This window comes from Providencia rustigianii (genome assembly GCF_900637755.1).
GTDB classification, from domain to species: Bacteria; Pseudomonadota; Gammaproteobacteria; order Enterobacterales; family Enterobacteriaceae; genus Providencia; species Providencia rustigianii.
Genome location: NZ_LR134396.1, coordinates 1,175,717 through 1,192,532 on the forward strand (window position 1 = coordinate 1,175,717; position 16,816 = coordinate 1,192,532).

Here is a 16,816-nt window from a genome sequence, read left to right on the forward strand (position 1 = left end):
GAAAAGGGTAAGATTTGCCTCAAATGCACTTTTACACAAAATCTAACTATTGTTGCTTTCTTTGATATTAATCACATCTACCTGTGGGATGAACACTCTAATGAGATCAATAAAGCTATTTCGCCCGCTGATGGCGCTCGTTATTTCACTTTCAGCTATGACGAGTTTGGCTAAAAGTGATGAGCTAGTGATTGCAACGACATTTTCTCCAGAAGCGACACTGGCAATAGTGAACAGTTGGAATGCACGCCCTGATGCGGTACCGATCCGTACGATTAATCGCACGAGTGCTTCATTAGAACGGTTGCTGGATACCGAAGCTTTGGAGAATGTAGATTTAGTGCTGACGTCATCACCTATGCTGATGCGGCATTTACAGCAACATAATCGATTAGGAATGCTGAAAGGGATCCCAGAGTATTCTCAGCGGTTAACACCAACAATATTGACCGATTCTGTCGCTGCGGTGGCATTTTCTGGCTATGGTATTTTAGCTAACCGTAAGTGGATGGAACAGAGTCAGTTAGCTATTCCTAAAACATGGGATGACCTTACGGATAGCCAATATCAAGGAATGCTATTGATCAGCAGCCCATCCCGCTCGGATACTTATCATTTGATGATTGAGTCATTATTACAGCAGCGCGGTTGGGATGAAGGCTGGCGAATTTTACTAAGTATGTCGGGAAATTTAGCGACGGTTTCATCTCGTAGTTTTGGAGTGGCAGATAAAATCAAAGCAGGGCTTGGTGGAGCAGCACCAATCATTGATAACTATGCCAATATTTTACTCGCGGATCCTGAATTGGAATTTCACTATCTTCCTGACTCAGCGACATCCCCAACATTTATTGCCATCACTCGATATAGCTTAGCCCCAGAAAAAGCACGACAATTTATTGATTTTTTACTTAGTGAACAAGGGCAGCAAATTTTTGCAGAGAGTAGTACAGGAAAATACCCTGTGACGCCACTGGTGGAAAATAGCCCGCGCAAAGATCAGCAGAGCCAGCTATTAAATTCACCAAAGCCGCTGGACGTCCAATTGGTATTGAAGCGTCAGCGTTTAGTTCAGCAGCTATTTGATGCGGCAATTACTTTTCGTCTCACAGAATCTAAGGACGCATGGCGTGCGGTCTATATGGCTGAAGCAAAATTAAAACGTCAATTACCTGAGGTTCGAAGATTACTCACGGCAATGCCGGTGAGTGCGAAAGAGAGTGAAGATCCTGCATATTATTCACGCTTTGAAGATAACCGCAAAGCGGAAGAAGAATATATGCGTTGGCAACGTTTTTTCCAAGAACAGCAGCGTAAAGCGATTAATGCATTGGAAGCTATCAAATGAAAACGGCACTCATCAATTTAATTGGTCGTTTTAGCATTACCGCAATTTTACGCGGGGCTTTTATTGCCGGAACCATCATGACCTTAATTGTTAGCTGCGTCAGCTTATACGCATGGCAGGAGCAGAATAAACAAATTCGTTATGCCCTTGGGGATTATTTTCCAAGGATGCAAGCCTCATTTCTGATTGAAGGGCAGTTAAACACCTTAGTGAATGAGCTGAATGAGTTTTTAAAAGCGCCTAATACCTCAACACGCTTGCAATTACGCAACCAAATTACCGCACATTTAGCGCAGATCGAGACATTTAATCAGAAGTTAACAGGGCAAGATCACCAGCAAATCGCCCTGATTGTGACTCAGAGCCAAGATTTACTGCATCGTCTGGATAGAGCGCTATACGCTCTATTTTTAGCGAGAGAAAAGGTGAATACGCTCTCTTCGCGCATCAATTGGCTGCATGATGACTTCAATACTGAATTGAACTCATTATCTCAAGATATTAGCCTACAACAGGGTTCATTGTTGGATAAGATTGAACAAGACCCTCGCCAAGCAAAAGGGTTACAAAGCCGCCTGCGTAATGTGCAAGGGGAGCTGCAATTGATCTACACATTGGCGCGTCTAGAAGAGCAAATCACCAATGCTCTTACCGGGCGTTTAAATGATATTCAAGGGGAGCTAGCTCATGAAGAACCCGTGGATGTCGGGGGATATGCTCGTTACCTGCAATATTTGAAATCCAATTTACAGGCGAATGAGCCGGCATTTAATTTATATCCTAGTTCTGTGACGTTACGTCAAACCATTGATGAATTATTAGATATCGGATTATCCGATAGCCAGATGTTGGGCGTACTGCAAAATTATCAAATAGCGCAAGCTGAATTAAATGTCGTGACGGCAGAAAAAGACCGAATTCTTGCAGACTTTCGTTCCCAACTCGATTTACAGCTGGGCAGTAGCCATTTGCAATTACAGACTTTAAACCATCGACTAGCCAAAATTATGTCATGGAGTGGGACGACGATTATCATTACCGCAGGTTTAGCCTTATTGTTGGCATTATTATTGAATGTACTCTTTATTCGCCCAAGGCTAGTTAAGCGTTTTACGGCATTAAACCAAGCGGTTGCGAGGATCAGTATCGGTGATCTTACCACGACAATCCCAGTAGAAGGGCGTGATGAATTAGGACGAATTGCGATGCTGCTACAACGCAGTATTGACCAGATTAACCAGCAAAAAAGACAGCTTGAACAGGAAATCGCGGATCGTAAGGCAATAGAAGAAAATTTACGCACTATGCAGAATGAGTTGATTCAAACCGCTAAATTAGCGGTTGTTGGCCAGACAATGACCACGTTAGCGCACGAAATTAACCAGCCACTGAATGCACTTTCCATGCATTTATTTATGGCGAAAAAAGCACTACCAGAGCATGAGTGTGACACGGCATTAACCGCATTAAATAAATCCGAAAAATTAGTGACACGCATGGATGGCATTGTTCGCTCTTTACGCCAATTTGCCCGTAAACGGGATAATAATGAGCAATTACAACCAATTTGCTTGCGACAGTGTATTCAAGGTGCATGGGATGTATTGCTACTGCAACATAAAACTCGCAAGGTTGCGCTGCATTATCCAGAGGTGCTACCTAATGTTTTTGGGGATGAAATAGGCATTCAGCAAGTATTGGTGAATTTGTTGGCAAATGCTTTAGATGCAAGTCCGACAGAAGCAGAAATTACCATTGATTTCAGTGAAAACGGTAATATTCTCGAATTAACAATCAGTGATAATGGAAAGGGATGGCCACTGCATTTGGCTGATACGCTAATGAAGCCATTCACGACAAGTAAAGAGATTGGGTTGGGGGTTGGACTCTCGATTAGCCAATCTATCATGCAGCAAATTGGTGGTGAACTGCGTATTGCATCCACGCTTGCAGGTCATGGATGTGTGATTTTAGATTTTAAAAAGGTACCGCAAAATGCTTGATGACAGTTATGACATACTCCTCATTGATGATGATAAAGATGTATTAGAAGCTTATTGTCTATTGCTGACTCAAGCAGGATACCGAGTATATGAGTGCGATAACCCATTAATAGCTAAAGAATTAGTGCATCGAGATTGGTGTGGCGTCGTATTAAGTGATGTTTGTATGCCGGAATGTTCAGGTATTGAGCTGATGGCGCTTTTCTTAGAAAAGGATAAACATTTACCCGTGGTGTTAATTACCGGCCATGGGGATGTCCCGATGGCGGTGGAAGCCGTGAAAATGGGAGCTTGGGATTTTTTACAAAAACCAATTAACCCTGAATACCTACTGACTCAAGTTGAAAAAGCCTTGGCAGCCCGTAAGCAGCGGGTGTTACAGCGCCGCTGGGGTAAAAACCAATTAATGCTTAATTTTGTTGGATTAAGTGAGTGGTCTCAGCAGGTTAGAACACAATTGCAAGGGCTTTCTGAAACCTTGGTTGCGGTTTTTTTACAAGGGGAATTAGGGAGTGGGCGTACTTATTTAGCCCGTTATCTTCACCAAATTAGTACAAATCAGCAATCGCCATTGGTGATAAAAACCTTACTAAATGAGCAAGAAGTTCCCGTCGAAACGTGGGTTCACGAAGTGGGAGCGGGTACTTTGGTGATCAAGAATATTGAGTTATTACCGACGTCTCAGCAGCGCTATTTAGTTCAACATTTGCAGCAAGACCATCGGGGATTTCGTCTTATTGGCATTTCGGATCATCCATTGATAGCATTGACTAAGCAGCAACAGATTATCGCCGAGTTGTATTATTATTTCTCGTTAACTCAGGTCACTTGCTTACCACTGGCTCAGCGTAAAGCCGATATTTCCCCACTGTTTCATCACTATCTTGAGCTGGCTTGTACTCGCTTAAATCAGCCATTACCTTCACTGGATGACTCATTTTTGAAAAAGCTCAGTCGCCGCCATTGGCCGGGGAATGTAACTGAATTAGCCAATGCTGCTGAGCTATATGCGGTAGGGATTATGCCCATGGGGGAAACGGCAAACCCTCTGCTAGCACCAGTGGCTCCAACGGCACTGGATCAGCAAATTGAAAACTATGAGCGACAAATTATTACGGAGGCATTAAACATCCACCAAGGGCGGATTAATGATGTTTCTGAGTACTTGCAAATGCCACGTAAAAAGCTCTATTTACGGATGAAAAAGTATGGTTTGGATAAGCACCATTATCGGACCTAGAGGTAGGTATTGAGGAGTCAGTTACAGGAAGGCTGTAACTGACCAAAATAAAATTATTAAAGCAGTGGGATGGTATCTTCGATCGCTTGTAGAAGTAATTTTCTATCATGGCGATAGGGAACATCGTCCGCTTCCAAAACGCGCTGCACGATTTTACGCTCAAGACGAAGCTGACTAACATCTGTGCGGGGCCCAACAATCAGTGCATCAATTTTTTTGCGGCCAATATGCTTTTCCATCATTACCAATTTTTCTGCTAATGAAAGATTGGCTGCGGAAGTGCTGAGTTCTTTACCTAGATTACCGATATAAACCATAGGCGCGCGACTTTCTCTCAAGGCATCGGCAATATCATCGAGTAATAATAAAGGCATCAAGCTGGTAAAAAAGCTGCCGGGTCCGATCAAAATTAAGTCTGAGTGGTGAATAGCTTCTAGGGCTTCTGTCGTTGCTTTTACAGGAGGATACAAACGCAGTTCTTGGGGTAATACCTTCAAGGCATCTACATTGACTTCCCCGTAAACTTCGTTCCCCATATCATCAATCGCCATTAAATCTACAGGTGATTCAGACATTGGGATCAATTGAGCATCCACTTTGAGCATATTGCGGATGAGGTTGATGGCTTCCAAAGGACGTACACTGAGGTGATCCAATGATTTCAACATCAGGTTGCCTAGGTTATGCCCAGATAACTCCCCGGTACCTGCAAAACGATACTCAAACATTTTAGAGGCAATCGACGGTTCGGTGATCAACTGGTTGAGGCAGTTACGCATATCACCCCAAGCAATTCCCCCTTCTGAACGGCGAATACGCCCAGTTGAACCACCATTATCTGTAGTGGTGACAATTCCAGTTAAACGGGAGCCTAAAGATGAAAGTGAAGACATCACACGACCCAGTCCATGTCCGCCCCCAAGAGCGACAACATGCCTAAGATCTGTCAGACTGCTGTTCGGCATAGTGTTCCTATATCAGTAATCATGTTTCTAGAGTTATATCTAAAACAAATTTGGCGCTAATCTATCATAAAACCGCATTTGAAGTTCACTTACCGTGATAAAAAACAATAAAAAAGAAACTTTTGGATTTTTCAGATGTTTGCACCAAAAATACAGGTTGCTAGTTCCCATTTGATGTTAATAACTATAGTATGTAAATAATTCTCATTTACATTATTGGTGTTATGGCTTGATATGTCAGATTCAGAGTTACAATGCCTGTTTGCTCGTCACTCTTCCTCACTATGTCGTTATCTTAATGGTTATCTGAAAGACTATAATCTAAGTATGGATATCATGCAGGAAAGCTTTGTGCGTATGGCGGAATTAATGAAACATTCCCCCATTCAGGATGTGGATGCCTATCTTTATAGAACCGCTAAAAACTTGATGATTGACTATTTTCGTCAGCAGAAACGACACTCAGTCACCGCCATCAGTGAGGTACAGTGGGAGTCCGTGCCCTCTAAAACGAAAAGCCTTGAAGCTCAGACAATTCGAGAACAACAAATTCAGCAAATACAAAATATTATAGGGACATTACCCCTGCGAACTCAGGAAATTTTCCGGCTACACCGCGAAGATGGAATGACCCAAAATGAAGTGGCAGAAACGTTAAATATTTCGTTAAGTACCGTTGAAAAACATTTAGCCAATGCGTTAGCTATGCTCATCCATAAATGGAGAGATTAATGGAGAGTCAATATTCAAATAAACCTTCTGAAATTGAGGAAGTCGCCGCTTTCTGGGTTATCAAAACGACTCAAAAAAACTTAACCTCCCAAGAGGAGCATGAGTTTCAACAATGGGTTACGACATCAGAACAACATCGGAACGCCTATTTTAAAGCTCGGCAACTGTGGGGATTAACCTCTGGGATCGCATTATCCGTTCAAAAGGGATCCAGCCGAAAAACAGGCAATATAAAATTTGCTCCCCGTTGGATTGCGATGGCATCAGCCTTAATTTTAAGTGTGTTCTCATTCGCGATTTGGTCATTTTTAAGCCAAGAATCTGTAGATTATCAGGCTAAAAATGGTGAAATTTCACACATTATATTACCCGATGGTAGCCAAGTTGATTTAGACAGTGGAGCTGCGATAACGCTCGAATTTAATGAGGGTTATCGGCAAGTTAATTTACATTCTGGTCGAGCCTACTTTTCAGCGGCACCTATTTCAACTCAAGAGCCACGACCTTTTCGGGTGAAAGCAAAAAATGGAACAGTTCAAGCCTTGGGAACAGAATTTGAGATTGACACCCAAGAGAAGCAGGTCAATGTTGCTGTCTATGAACATCAGGTACAAATAACCTTGTTGTCTGGGGAGACTCAGCGGGTCATAGCGGGGGATCAGGCATCTTATCAGCAGCATATATCACCAATGGTACCTGCTAACATTCAGCATGGAGTTTCGTGGAGAAAAGGGCTGATTATTTTCCAGCAAAGCAGTGTTGATCATGTTATCCATGAACTGAGCCGGTATAGAGAAAAACCTATAATTTTATTGGGCAATCCACCCCAAGCCATGATTAGTGGCGTTTTCCAGATAGATTCTGTCGAAAATGCGTTATTAACTGTCACCAGTTCGAAAGGGTTATCAGTCTCTGAATTACCTTTTTTCACTCTAGTTTATTGATATTAAATGTTTTGGTTATTTTGATAACAAATTATTAAAAATTTATTTACGGGTTTTATGTTATTTGTCGTCTTAATCTAAGTGATTATGATTTTCATTACCATTATCATTTTTAGGATGAGAAATGACAAATAAAAAGTTCGATTATAAAAAAGCAGTACTGGGGATTCACCTTGCATTAATGGCGCTACCCGCCATCTCTTTTTCTAACTATGCGCACGCAGATAAATTGAGCCAGACAGCTTCACTTTCTATTCCTGCTCAATCCCTTGAGTCAGCTCTGCTCCAATTTGCCCAACAAGCTAATATGGAGATTTTTATTGATAGCCAAGAGATTAATGGACTGAACAGTCAAAAAATACAGGGCAATATGTCAATTCAAAAAGGGCTAAACCAATTGATTGGCGCTAATCCTATTCTGTATCAAATTGATGGAAACCGAATCTCGATTCAACGAGTTAATAAAGCAGCTGATGATAATTCGGTTATTGTATTGGATAAAATTACAGTCACTGCAGCGCCTCATCAACAAGGTGATTGGGTTTATAGCACTCCATCGTCCGTCAGTGTGATCAGTAAAAAACAGATTGAAGATAAACCGCCAAAACACATCGCTGATTTGCTGGAGTTAACAACTGGGGTCTATTCTAGCGTGAGTCAGCAAGATCCCTCACTGTCTGTCAATATTCGTGGGATCCAAGATTATGGACGGGTTAATATGAATATTGATGGGATGCGCCAAAATTTCCAAAAAAGTGGTCATGGGCAGCGTAATGGCACCATGTATATCGATTCAGAACTTCTTTCTGGGGTTGAGATTCAAAAGGGAAATAGTAGCGGAATGGGGAGTGGGGGCACATTAGGTGGCGTCGCAACATTCAACACGGTTAGTGCATCCGATTTTTTATCTAAAGATAAAACATTTGGCGGGAAGATCCATGCGAGTACGGGAACGAATAATACCCATTTTATTGGCAGTACCGCGTTAGCATTGGGAAATGAGCAGGCGGATCTTTTATTTGCTGCCAGTGAACGTCGATTAGGTGACTATAAACCGGGTGTGCATGGGGATATTGGCGATATTCGGATCAATAATGAAACTGGGCATTATGAGCAACTCGTTCATGACTTAAAGCATAGCCGTATTACGGACAGTAATTATCAAATGACGTCCTATTTGGCAAAAGCAGGTTGGAATTTTGGTGACTCGCAGCGTCTACAACTCAATTACCTTGAAACCAAAGTTGCGACACCAAATGCAGGCACACTCACCAATCTATCAGGAACATGGCCGTATAAATTAGGCTGGAAAAGTAGTGGGTTTAGTGATGTGACGACAAAAAATTACGCGCTGGATTATAGCCAATATAGCGAAAGCCCATGGAGTGTTGAATTAAAAGGAAAAGTGTATTTCGTTGATACTAATGACGACACCCAAACCTACTCAACCAGTAAAGTTTTTAACAATGGTTATCAAATGAATACCCGTGTGAAAACACTAGGATTACAGTTAGAAAATCACTCGGAAATTGAATTTAATTATAACCATGTTTTAAAAGCACACTATGGATTAGAAGCTTTTCAGGATAAGGCCAGCAGTGATTCCACCAAAGTGTCTGCAAATGGGGTGACACCAGACGGTAAGCGTTCCTTAAGCTCGTTATTTGCCACATTAACCTATGAACATGATGATTGGCTCACTCTAGAAGGTGGGCTGCGTTATGATTATTATCAGTTAAAAGGACAGACCAGTATGCGCTATCGAGTCTTTCCTTATACAAAAGACAACCCATGCAAAGCATCAAGCCTACGTAATTGTAAAAGTGTTGAAGTTAATCGCGTCTGGGATGTGGATGATGCCCAAGGGGAATTTTCACCCAACATCAAGTTAGCGATTCGGCCTAACGTCGAATGGTTGGAACTGTATTCAAGCTATGGGCGCTCTTGGCGTCCACCCGCTATCACGGAAACATTAACGTCGGGAAGTGCGCACAGCTCATCCACTCAATTCCCCAATCCTTATCTAAAACCTGAAAGATCGAATTCTTGGGAGGTTGGCGTCAATGTTAACTATCCAAATTTAGTGCTTGAAGAGGACCGTTTATTGGCCAAAGTTGCCTATTTTGATACGCGGGTTGATAACTATATCAATCTCGCGATTAACCGAACAAAACCGGGAATGGTGAGTCCGAGTATTGGTAATGCGGCGTACAGCAATAACCTTGTAGCGACCCGTTTTAGGGGCTTTGAGTACCAAGTTAATTATGATGCGGGCTTTGCTTATGCGGATTTAACGTTCACTCATATGATAGGAAAAAATGAATTTTGTGCTCGCCGTGCTTGGTTAGGGGGTGTTCAGACATTTACTAAAGAAAATCGCCCAGGAAATTGGTACGCAGAAGATGATGTTCAACAAAATGATCATGTGAATTGTGATGGCGCGGCAGTATTTAGTAGCGCTGCAAATTTACCAGGTGATAGAGGTTCCTTCACATTAGGTGGTCGCGCCTTTAATCGGAAACTCGATGGCGGAATGATTATTCGCTTTACACCGGGATTCCAAGACCATTCAGCACAAAGTAATCAGCCCTATTTGGCTGACTGGCCTAAATACACATTGGTGGATCTGTATGCGAGTTACGCGTTAACCGATGATTTAATTATTCGGGGGAATGTCGAAAACTTAACCAATAGGGCTTATGTTGTGAGCTACGGCGAAAGTCTTTCCAATACGTTAGGGCGTGGAAGAACGATTAGCGGTGGCATTGAATATCGTTTTTAATGCTGATATCAAGGTATGGGGAATTTCTCCATACCGATTTAGGAATGATAATTTGGTGAGTATGATTTATTAAATTAAATGTTATCAGGCACTAATCATTTTTGAACTCGCTGGAAATCAATTCATCCCGTACCTTTCTTTCTGTCATTTAACTTCATTTTTTATCTTACTTTTGGAGTCTATCGGGATTTTGATAACTCAATGTACCGTATTGATGTGAATGAAATTTGGTTCTATACAAAAGTGATCTACAACAAACAATGTGCATTGAATTAACGTTACTTTGACAGCAATTTGACACTTAACTCCCTATCATTCCAGAGAAAATAATAGAAAATTATCCATAATAATAAGGACTTCTGAGACTCCGGTTTATAAAACGCAAATCGTTGTATAATAAGATATATATCGTATTCGAGTTCGCTTTTTACTTTGCAATAGGCTAAAATCCTTACAGAAAATAAGTGAACCTAGTGACTATGATGTTTTTAACCATTTAAATTCAATTTAGTTACTAGGCTCCTGTAAAACTCCTAGCCTTTGCATCTAAGTTCAGCCACTGAATATGATGTTCAGGCCGTGACCTCAGAGTCGCCAGGGTGCAAGATAGAAATGTCTGCATCTCCCGTATTTGGAAAGGTGTGAATATGCAGCAACTTGTCGATCAATTTGACCGAAAATTTTACTATCTTCGTTTATCTATCACCGATGTATGCAACTTCCGTTGCACATATTGCCTACCTGATGGTTATAAACCAAGTGGCCGCCACGAATTTTTAACGCTGGATGAAATCCGTCGAGTAAGCCGGGCTTTTGCCGATTTAGGCACAGAAAAGGTACGTATTACGGGTGGTGAGCCGACAATGCGGAAAGATTTCAGTGATATCATTGCGGCTATCCGCGAAAACCAATCGATTAAGAAAATCGCGGTTACCACCAATGGCTACCGTATGGCGCGTGATATACAAACATGGCGCGATGCCGGACTGAACGCGGTGAATGTCAGCGTCGACAGTCTCGATCCTCGTCAATTTGCAGCGATCACTGGGCAAGATAAATTTTTTCAGGTTATGCAAGGCATTGATGCAGCCTTTGAGGCTGGCTTTGAAAAGGTCAAAGTCAATGCGGTCTTGATGAAGAATGTCAACGATATTGCCCTAAAATCCTTCCTCAATTGGATCAAGCATCGTCCAATTCAATTGCGTTTTATTGAGCTCATGGAAACAGGAGAAGGCAGCAGCCTATTCCAGCGTTACCATGTGTCTGGTGAAACCGTGCGTGACCGCCTGATTGCTGAAGGCTGGTACATGCTTCCTCGTTCTCGCAGTGATGGTCCAGCCCAAGTATTTAGTCACCCTGACTATCAAGGTGAAATTGGGTTGATCATGCCGTATGAGAAAGATTTTTGCCAAAGTTGTAACCGATTAAGAGTCTCTTCTTTGGGAAATCTACATTTGTGTCTGTTTGGTGAAAATGGCATTCCACTACGTGATCTACTGGGCGATGATAATCAAAACGAAGCACTGAAAGCCCGTCTTCAAAGTGGTTTGCGTTCTAAACGTGAGACGCATTTTCTTCATCAAGGCGACAGCGGGATCACCCCAAATTTATCCGTTATCGGCGGCTAATAATTTTTTGATATTCAGGAGATATGATGTCCCAACTGACTCACCTTAATGCGTCGGGCGAGGCGCATATGGTTGATGTTTCTGCTAAAGCGGAAACTATCCGCGAAGCCCGTGCAGAAGCTTGCATTACCATGAACCCAGAAACCTTAGCGATGATCGTCGATGGTAGCCACCATAAAGGGGATGTATTTGCGACGGCGCGTATTGCAGGTATCCAAGCCGCCAAAAATACGTGGCAGCTGATCCCCTTGTGCCATCCACTGCTATTGACCAAAGTGGAAGTGATGTTAGAGGCAGAACAAGCTCATAACCGTGTACGCATCGAAACTTGCTGCCGCTTAACGGGAAAAACCGGTGTCGAAATGGAAGCGTTAACGGCGGCATCAGTGGCTGCATTAACTATCTATGACATGTGTAAAGCCATCCAAAAAGATATGGTCATTGGTCCGGTACGTCTATTAGAAAAGTCTGGCGGTAAGTCTGGACATTTTAAGGTGGAATAATGATTACTGTATTATTTTTGCTCAAGTACGTGAGTTAGTTGGTACGGATCGTTTAGAACTGGAAGCGAAGTACCCGACAGTCGAGTCTTTACGTGAGGCATTAACACAAAAAGGTGACCGCTGGGCATTAGCTTTAGAAGATGGAAAATTATTGTCAGCAGTGAATCAATCGTTTGTTTCTGGCGAACATCCATTGACCTCGGGTGATGAAGTGGCATTTTTCCCGCCGGTAACCGGAGGCTAAACATGGAACAGACCCACATTGCGGTACAGACTGAGAATTTCAGCGTTGGTGAACAATACCAATGGTTAGCCGAATGCGACAGTGATGGCGCGGTAGTCACCTTTACCGGAAAAGTACGTAATCATAATCTGGGCGACAGTGTGGCAGCGTTAACCTTAGAACACTACCCTGGGATGACCGAAAAAGCATTAGCCGATATTGTGGCTCAGTCTAGATCCCGTTGGCCGTTACAGCGGGTGAGTGTGATCCACCGTGTGGGAACACTACAGCCAGGCGACGAAATTGTGTTTGTTGGGGTGACCAGTGCCCATCGTGACGCAGCATTTCAAGCCGCTGAATTTATTATGGATTACTTGAAAACTAAAGCACCATTCTGGAAAAAAGAGACGTTACCGGATAATGAACGTTGGGTTGATGCCAAACAGAGTGATGAGGAATCGGCAAACCGCTGGTAGTCTCAAGGAGTTAGGCGAAAAATGCGAATAAGCCGAATGGTAATGTCAAAATATTGTGATAGACTTTGGATAAATTTGTCCGATCACAGTATGGATTACTTTAATGGTGGTTTTGCTGGGTCGATTTTTCTTACAATGGAAGGGTAACCATCATGGGTCAATTTGATCAGCGTAATGATTCTCTTGTCCAGAATGCCAGTACTGGCGTTCAGGCATTTATGTCGCAAGTATACGGCTGGATGACAGTCGGATTATTGCTGACGGCTTTTGTTGCTTGGTATTCTTTAAGCAGCGGTTTATTTGTCACTATCGCAACTAACAAAGTGCTATTTTTCGGAATGATCATTGCTGAACTTGGTTTAGTGATGGGTCTGTCATTCTTACTGCCGAAAATGAGCGGTACCATTGCAACGGGTATGTTTATGCTGTACGCGTTGCTGACGGGTTTAACCATCTCCGTGATCCTCGCGGTATATACGGGTGAGTCAGTTGTCGGAACCTTCATTATTACTGCGGTTATGTTCGGTGCATTAAGTTTCTACGGCTACACTACAAAACGCAGCTTAACAGGTATGGGTAACTTCCTGTTTATGGCGCTGATTGGTTTAGTTGTGGCTTCGCTGGTTAATATCTGGCTGCAAAGCTCAATGATGTACTGGGTAATTACTTACGGTGGCGTTATACTGTTTGCTGCTCTGACTGCGTATGATACTCAAAAGCTGAAAGAAATGGGCGAGCAAATCAACCAAGATGACAGAGAGAATATGCGTAAATACTCAATTATGGGTGCGTTATCTCTGTATTTAGACTTCATCAACCTGTTCCTGATGTTACTGCGTATCTTCGGTGACCGTCGCTAGTCTTTGAGTTAAGTAGGCTGAATACATCCGTATTACGCCGTCTTTTTTACCTAAATCCCTCGTTTATTAGCGAGGGATTTTTATTTTATATTTCCCTTCTTTTTCATCAACTTTCAAATAAATCCCTTTAGATTAACAAGCCCTAATCTTCATCAGATATTTATATTTTGGATTTGACTCAAATTATTTTCACTTTTGACAAATGTCATAGGGAAATGGTTTCTTTTCTACTATTTTATGCCTCTAAATGAAAATGATAACCATTACTATTATTGGGGTGAATATATGTCTTATCCACTAAAGCAGCATAAATTAGCTCATTGTACTGCTCTGATTTTGGGGTTGAGCCCGTTTACTTTCTCGATAGCAGCGCCAACGGAACAAGATACGCTGATTGTGAACTCGTCAATGGGACACAGTCGTTTAACACCCACAGAGCAACAGGAAAAAGAAAAACTTGAGAAAGTGGCGGGAGGGACCAATCTAGTCATGATTGAAAAAGACGCGCGTCTTGCCACATTACAAGATGCGTTAGATTACCAACCTGGATTAGTGATCCAAAACTTTTTTGGTGGTATTGATCAACCTCGGCTAAATATTCGCGGCTCAGGGGTACAAAGTGCGCCATTAGCTCGAGGCGTTTTATTGTTACAAGATGGCCTACCTGCAACAGATGCTGATGGTAGTTTTCATATCAGTACATTGGAAATGCGTGATGCAAGGATGGTGAGTGTGCGTCGTGGAGCGAATAGCTTAAATCCACAAAGTAATAGCCTTGGTGGCGAGCTGGATGTTTTGTCCTATACAGGGCGAAATGAGCAGGGACGACTGCGCTATGAGTATGGATCTTATGGGCGAGAAGGACTACAAACTGCATTTGGGGGTGTTTCTGATGATGGATCACTTGATGCGCGGGTGAATTTTACTTATGACCACTTTGACGGCTACCGTAAACATTCTTCATCTCAACGAAAAACATTACGTAGCAATTTTGGCTATGTCACGGATAATTTTGAAAACCGCACATGGTTAAATTGGACGGATTTACGTTTTGATGTTGCAGGTCCTGTTTCTGAAGAAGTACTGAACAATAACCCAACAGATGTTTACCCGATGGTTTGGCTGCGAGATCCTCATCGTAATGTAGAGCAGTTTCGAGTAGCCAACCGGTCTGACTGGCAAATCGGCAACCAAGCAATTGGCGCGGGAGTATGGCACATCCGTACTCATGACAATTTTACGACGCCTGCATACTACCGGTTTAGTCATAGTCACAGTGAAGGATTGCAGTTCACTTATAATATAGAAACTGAGCCAGTGACTTATCGTACAGCGGTGGCGTGGGATCAAATGACGCTACAAACCGATTTAATGCAAAATCGAAAAGGGACACCAGCGGATAAGAAAAAAATAGGTAAATATGATGGGTATGCTGAAAACATATATGGCAGCGTAGGCGTTGATTTACATGTTACACCAACAGTGACCGTCAATTTTGATGTGAAAGCGACCCATGCTCGCCGTGATGTAGAGAAACGCCAAAGTTCCATATCATTAGACCAAAGTTGGACATTTTTGACCCCAAAAGCAGGTATTGTTTGGCGCCCAACGGAAAGCCAACGCTATTTTGCTAATATTAGTGCGAGTGAAGAACCCGCCACTTTTTGGGAAATTATTAATTCCAGTGATGGCAAATTGACTAAACTGTCACCACAAAAGGCTATTACTTATGAGATTGGTGGTGAAGGAGAGGTGACCGAAGGATTGAAATGGAATCTTGCTCTATATCGTAGCCAAATTAAAGATGAATACATTACAACCTATGATAGTGCTGGTACTGTCGTTGGTGTGTTTAATTATGCAGCTAAAACCCGTCATCAAGGATTTGAAGCTGGGCTTACAGGACGAATTGGCGCAGGTCCTGGGGATATTAACTACCGCGCATCTTGGACTTACAATGACTTCCGCTTTATGGGCGGGGAATATAACGGCAACTACATCGCGGGTATTCCTCGCAATATAGTGGCCGCCGAAGTGTTATATGAGCTAGGTGATTGGAGTTTTGGTCCTAATATTCATTGGGCGCCAACAGATATGGCTGTTGATCACCAAAACAACCTCGATATTCAAAAACGAAAACATTATGCAGTCTTAGGGCTAAAAGGCAGCTATAAGCCAACGGAACAATGGTCCGTTTATTTATCAATGGATAACTTAACGGATGAGCGTTATGCAACGACATCGGTGGCTAATCAAACCGTGACAGCCAAGGACAGCACATTATTCCCTGGTATGGGTTTTAATGTTAACGGCGGTGTCACTTTCAATTTCTAACAGATAATTAGCGCATTATTTCAATATAATGCGCTAACACTAAAAAGGACGCTGGGCAGAAATAGACAGTTGAGTGAGGTAATTTTCGTTATTAATTCGTACTGTATCTTTTTCGATATCAATAAACCCTTTTTGGCGCCAGCTGGAGACTAATCGACTCAAGGTTTCATAACGCATCCCCAATTTTGCAGCTAGTTGCCCTCGAGATAACGGTAAAATAATATTCGGTGTTAATTGCTTATTTTTTAAATCAAGAATGTAAGCTGCAAGCCGTTGTTCTGCTGAACTCGATGTAAGCCAATCAATATGGTTAATGTTTTCATACAGTTTAGTGCTAAACCGCATAAGTAATTTTTCCATAATCTGTGGACAAGCATGACAGAGCTGCAAAATATCGCGTTTATCCAGTAGCAGTGAGTCCCCGTCTGTTTTTGCGCGTAAGCTCATTGGATAACGGTTATGTGGCATAAAAACGGCGGCAATTGCCACAATTTCCCCACCTGTAAATAAACCAAAGATTTTTTCTTCACCTAAATAAGTGTGTCGATACACTTCCATCTGCCCATTGATAATTAAAGGGCAATACTTAAAGGTATCACCTTCATAGCTCACAATTTCGCCACTTTTAAATTGAATATAGCCACAATTTTCAAGTAATAACGCTAATTTTTGCTCTTCAATACCGGAAAATAATGGGCATTTTATAAGCGCTTCGATCGATTGAGTGTAGGGAAAAACATTTTTGACAAATGTCATAGGTCATCCTCTTCAGGCACCT

The 16,816-nt window shown here is 42.2% G+C and carries 14 protein-coding genes and 1 riboswitch; of the genes, 12 read left to right on the forward strand and 2 right to left on the reverse strand.

The window, feature by feature from the left end:
• Positions 1–100: 100 nt before the first annotated feature.
• Genes EL244_RS05330 through pgtA form a run of 3 tightly spaced genes read left to right on the forward strand, consistent with a single transcriptional unit; the run spans position 101 to position 4,591 of the window.
• Positions 101–1,348: an ABC transporter substrate-binding protein gene (locus EL244_RS05330; RefSeq protein ID WP_269471786.1), complete on the forward strand. Its 1,248-nt coding sequence runs from the start codon at positions 101–103 to the stop codon at positions 1,346–1,348.
• Entirely contained in the window at positions 1,345–3,351 is a 2,007-nt protein-coding gene (pgtB, locus tag EL244_RS05335; protein WP_126459265.1) for a two-component system sensor histidine kinase PgtB, read from the forward strand. Before EL244_RS05330 ends, pgtB begins: the two co-directional genes overlap by 4 nt.
• Positions 3,344–4,591 (forward strand): two-component system response regulator PgtA, encoded by a 1,248-nt coding sequence (gene pgtA, locus EL244_RS05340; protein ID WP_126459268.1) that lies wholly within the window; start codon positions 3,344–3,346, stop codon positions 4,589–4,591. Before pgtB ends, pgtA begins: the two co-directional genes overlap by 8 nt.
• Before the next feature lie 56 nt (positions 4,592–4,647).
• On the opposite strand, the gene EL244_RS05345 is transcribed toward pgtA, so the two are convergent.
• Complete coding sequence (locus tag EL244_RS05345) at positions 4,648–5,556, reverse strand: gluconeogenesis factor YvcK family protein (protein ID WP_126459270.1); 909 nt, start codon at positions 5,554–5,556, stop codon at positions 4,648–4,650.
• A gap of 234 nt (positions 5,557–5,790) precedes the next feature.
• Between EL244_RS05345 and EL244_RS05350 the strand changes: the two genes are divergently transcribed.
• The 9 genes from EL244_RS05350 to EL244_RS05390 all read left to right on the forward strand — a co-directional run bounded on the left by EL244_RS05350 (position 5,791) and on the right by EL244_RS05390 (position 16,038).
• The gene (locus EL244_RS05350) at positions 5,791–6,288 is read left to right on the forward strand and encodes an RNA polymerase sigma factor (protein ID WP_126459274.1); all 498 of its coding nucleotides are present in this window, start codon (positions 5,791–5,793) and stop codon (positions 6,286–6,288) included.
• Positions 6,288–7,232, forward strand: coding sequence for a FecR family protein (locus EL244_RS05355; protein WP_172597503.1), 945 nt, complete (start codon positions 6,288–6,290; stop codon positions 7,230–7,232). Before EL244_RS05350 ends, EL244_RS05355 begins: the two co-directional genes overlap by 1 nt.
• Positions 7,233–7,356: 124 nt before the next feature.
• Positions 7,357–10,014 (forward strand): TonB-dependent hemoglobin/transferrin/lactoferrin family receptor, encoded by a 2,658-nt coding sequence (locus tag EL244_RS05360; protein WP_126459279.1) that lies wholly within the window; start codon positions 7,357–7,359, stop codon positions 10,012–10,014.
• A 518-nt stretch (positions 10,015–10,532) separates the two neighbouring features.
• Positions 10,533–10,672: riboswitch (molybdenum cofactor riboswitch) on the forward strand.
• Positions 10,662–11,642, forward strand: coding sequence for a GTP 3',8-cyclase MoaA (gene moaA, locus EL244_RS05365; RefSeq protein ID WP_126459281.1), 981 nt, complete (start codon positions 10,662–10,664; stop codon positions 11,640–11,642). It overlaps the preceding riboswitch by 11 nt.
• 26 nt (positions 11,643–11,668) lie before the next feature.
• Positions 11,669–12,145 carry a cyclic pyranopterin monophosphate synthase MoaC gene (gene moaC, locus EL244_RS05370; protein WP_126459284.1) on the forward strand — a complete coding sequence of 159 codons (477 nt, stop codon included), beginning with the start codon at positions 11,669–11,671 and terminating at the stop codon, positions 12,143–12,145.
• A gap of 10 nt (positions 12,146–12,155) precedes the next feature.
• Positions 12,156–12,389 (forward strand): molybdopterin synthase sulfur carrier subunit, encoded by a 234-nt coding sequence (gene moaD / locus EL244_RS05375; RefSeq protein WP_126459287.1) that lies wholly within the window; start codon positions 12,156–12,158, stop codon positions 12,387–12,389.
• Between the two features lie 2 nt (positions 12,390–12,391).
• A complete protein-coding gene (gene moaE, locus EL244_RS05380; protein WP_006812721.1) occupies positions 12,392–12,844 on the forward strand; it encodes a molybdopterin synthase catalytic subunit MoaE in 453 nt (150 codons plus the stop codon).
• 152 nt (positions 12,845–12,996) lie between these two features.
• Positions 12,997–13,704 (forward strand): Bax inhibitor-1/YccA family protein, encoded by a 708-nt coding sequence (locus EL244_RS05385; protein ID WP_126459290.1) that lies wholly within the window; start codon positions 12,997–12,999, stop codon positions 13,702–13,704.
• Between the two features lie 285 nt (positions 13,705–13,989).
• The gene (locus EL244_RS05390) at positions 13,990–16,038 is read left to right on the forward strand and encodes a TonB-dependent receptor family protein (RefSeq protein WP_223844773.1); all 2,049 of its coding nucleotides are present in this window, start codon (positions 13,990–13,992) and stop codon (positions 16,036–16,038) included.
• Positions 16,039–16,077: 39 nt separating this feature from the next.
• Here the strand turns inward: EL244_RS05390 and EL244_RS05395 are convergent, their stop codons facing one another.
• A complete protein-coding gene (locus EL244_RS05395) occupies positions 16,078–16,794 on the reverse strand; it encodes a Crp/Fnr family transcriptional regulator (RefSeq protein ID WP_126459296.1) in 717 nt (238 codons plus the stop codon).
• Positions 16,795–16,816: the final 22 nt, after the last annotated feature.

Excerpts from the sequence above, each read along its gene's own strand:
- moaA (WP_126459281.1), top strand. The coding sequence starts at position 10,662 with ATGCAGCAACTTGTCGATCAATTTGACCGAAAATTTTACTATCTTCGT.
- EL244_RS05345 (WP_126459270.1), bottom strand. The coding sequence starts at position 5,556 with ATGCCGAACAGCAGTCTGACAGATCTTAGGCATGTTGTCGCTCTTGGG.
- pgtB (WP_126459265.1), top strand. The coding sequence starts at position 1,345 with ATGAAAACGGCACTCATCAATTTAATTGGTCGTTTTAGCATTACCGCA.
- EL244_RS05395 (WP_126459296.1), bottom strand. The coding sequence starts at position 16,794 with ATGACATTTGTCAAAAATGTTTTTCCCTACACTCAATCGATCGAAGCG.
- EL244_RS05330 (WP_269471786.1), top strand. The coding sequence starts at position 101 with ATGAGATCAATAAAGCTATTTCGCCCGCTGATGGCGCTCGTTATTTCA.
- moaE (WP_006812721.1), top strand. The coding sequence starts at position 12,392 with ATGGAACAGACCCACATTGCGGTACAGACTGAGAATTTCAGCGTTGGT.
- EL244_RS05390 (WP_223844773.1), top strand. The coding sequence starts at position 13,990 with ATGTCTTATCCACTAAAGCAGCATAAATTAGCTCATTGTACTGCTCTG.
- EL244_RS05360 (WP_126459279.1), top strand. The coding sequence starts at position 7,357 with ATGACAAATAAAAAGTTCGATTATAAAAAAGCAGTACTGGGGATTCAC.
- EL244_RS05355 (WP_172597503.1), top strand. The coding sequence starts at position 6,288 with ATGGAGAGTCAATATTCAAATAAACCTTCTGAAATTGAGGAAGTCGCC.
- EL244_RS05350 (WP_126459274.1), top strand. The coding sequence starts at position 5,791 with ATGTCAGATTCAGAGTTACAATGCCTGTTTGCTCGTCACTCTTCCTCA.
- pgtA (WP_126459268.1), top strand. The coding sequence starts at position 3,344 with ATGCTTGATGACAGTTATGACATACTCCTCATTGATGATGATAAAGAT.
- EL244_RS05385 (WP_126459290.1), top strand. The coding sequence starts at position 12,997 with ATGGGTCAATTTGATCAGCGTAATGATTCTCTTGTCCAGAATGCCAGT.
- moaC (WP_126459284.1), top strand. The coding sequence starts at position 11,669 with ATGTCCCAACTGACTCACCTTAATGCGTCGGGCGAGGCGCATATGGTT.